Genomic DNA, 2019 nt, shown 5'->3' with positions numbered 1-2019 from the left:
CTATCTGGTCTCCGCCGAAGCGGACGGCAGAACAGTCGCCTCCGCGCGGCTGGTCAGCGACGGCGGCACCGTATTTTACATCGCGGACGTGATGGTCGACCCGGCGTATCAGGGCGGCGGCGTCGGGAAAACGATGGTCTCCATGATTCTGGCGCATGTGCGCACCATGCTGGAAGACGGGGAAATGGTTCGCGTCAATCTGATGGCGGCGGTCGGCCGGGAACCTTTCTATGAAAAGCAGGGATTTATTCGACACCCGTCCGACCAGTTCGGCGCCGGGATGTCCTATACCATTGAAAAATGAAAAAAGCTCCGCCGAAAGCGGAGCAGAAGAATCTCTTAAGGATGTGTGATTTTATGAGTTTGCCGGGTGGCAACAGGATGACGCCGGCTCAAAGGACCACATTGGAACAAATCATTTTGCAGGACTCCGTTTTAAAAACAGTTCTGGAACGGGCTCCTCAATTAGCTCTGGCGAATTATTACGCAGGCGCCGGATGCGTCGCGCAAACCGTCTGGAATCATTTGTTCGGGCTTCCGCCCGCCTACGGGATCAGTGACATTGATCTCGTTTACTTTGATGACGATTTGTCAAGTGAGTCGGAAAACGCGGTGGTTCAGGAAGCCTGCCTGCTCTTCTCCGACCTGAAGATTCCAGTGGACGTTAAAAACGAGGCGCGGGTTCACCTCTGGTATGAAGATCATTTCGGCTATCCCATTGAGCCATATGAATCTCTGGAGGACGCAATTGACACCTGGCCTACAACCGCGACCGCAGTCGGCCTGCGGATGGATTTCTCCGGTTGTTTACAAATTTACGCCCCGTTCGGACTGGATGATCTGTTTTCCGGAACCGTCCGCGCAAACAAAGCGCAGATTACGGAAGAAATCTATCGCCTCAAAGTGCGAAAATGGACCCGGAAATGGCCCGGTCTAAAAATAATTCCCTGGTAGCCCGCGCCCAATTTCACGGCGCGGACGCAGAGGAATCGCTCTCCATCAAGGAAATGCCCGCCGTGGACCCATCCGCGTAACGCGCTTCAAAGCTCGAAAACGGCGCCGGTGAAACTGTTTTTCCGGACCCGTCTCTTGCTCCGACATTCTGTGGCGCGCGGTCTCCCGTTAGAGTCACCGCCGTTTTGCCCTGATATTGACAGACGACGGTCACGCGTTCAACGCCGCGTTCCAGCGGATTGGAAGTCAGTTCTTCCTGAACGGCCCCGATGACCGTGCGGTAGTTCGCCAAGTCCATTCCCTGCTGGAACGCAGGAAAGGAAGCCGCCGAAGCGGATTCCTGTTCCTGCGGAGCGTTGCCGAGGTCCAGCGTGAACGTCAGCGCAGAACCCGACCGCGCGCACGAAACGACCCGAGCGTTCGCCGTCCCGATGCGGCGCGCCAGCCGGTCGGAAAGGCTCACGCCGACATTCTGCTCGAAACAAATTCCGAGAACCGCCCCCACGGCTAATGCTGCCAGCAGCATAGCCGGAATTCGAAGCCGCCGCAGTTTCTCCGTGTTTTGCAAATGAATGCCCCCTAAATTTCTTTTTGCCATTTTATATATTAAAACAAGTGAAAGAGGCAGGAGATCATCTCTGCCCCGCCTCTTTCTGATGGATTGAATTTACTGGGCATCTATTCACTGAAGATGGCGAGAAGTACAGACCGCCCATTGGAATCACCTCAGTAATATTATAAATCATAATTATTATTTGTCAATATAATAAATTAAATCTTGCAAAAATGTATTATTTAATACAAAAATCCCGTTAACACGGAGCCGTTTTTAAGCGTTATATCATAAACCGAACCCTCAGGAATTTCTATCCATTGCAGAAATCTCTTCCGTTGACCCGTCCGCGTAACGCGCTTCAAAGCTCGAAAACGGCGCCGGCGAAACTGTTTTTCCGGACCCGTCTCTTGCGCCGACATTCTTTGGCGCGCGGTCTCCTGATAGAGTCACCGCCGTTTTCCCCTGGTATCGGCAGACGACGGTCACGCGTTCAACGCCGCGTTCCAGCG

The 2019-nt window shown here is 53.6% G+C and carries 4 protein-coding genes; 2 read left to right on the top strand and 2 right to left on the bottom strand.

The window, feature by feature from the left end; translation table 11 throughout:
- Positions 1-304: GNAT family N-acetyltransferase (locus ACLQ3M_RS00060; RefSeq protein WP_411675677.1), on the top strand; the 304-nt coding region annotated here is incomplete at its 5' end.
- Positions 305-357: 53 nt separating this feature from the next.
- Positions 358-954 (top strand): nucleotidyltransferase family protein, encoded by a 597-nt coding sequence (locus ACLQ3M_RS00055; RefSeq protein WP_411675676.1) that lies wholly within the window; start codon positions 358-360, stop codon positions 952-954.
- Positions 955-967: 13 nt separating this feature from the next.
- Here ACLQ3M_RS00055 and ACLQ3M_RS00050 read toward each other — a convergent pair whose 3' ends face one another.
- Both ACLQ3M_RS00050 and ACLQ3M_RS00045 read right to left on the bottom strand, forming a co-directional pair.
- Positions 968-1522: a hypothetical protein gene (locus ACLQ3M_RS00050; RefSeq protein ID WP_411675675.1), complete on the bottom strand. Its 555-nt coding sequence runs from the start codon at positions 1520-1522 to the stop codon at positions 968-970.
- A gap of 288 nt (positions 1523-1810) precedes the next feature.
- A partial coding sequence (locus ACLQ3M_RS00045; RefSeq protein ID WP_411675674.1) for a hypothetical protein occupies positions 1811-2019 on the bottom strand: 209 nt, incomplete at its 5' end.

Source organism: Caproicibacter sp., from assembly GCF_046707225.1.
Lineage (GTDB): Bacteria > Bacillota > Clostridia > Oscillospirales > Acutalibacteraceae > Caproicibacter.
Note: the sequence above shows the minus strand (reverse complement) of the source record. Positions and strands in the feature narration are given on the sequence as shown.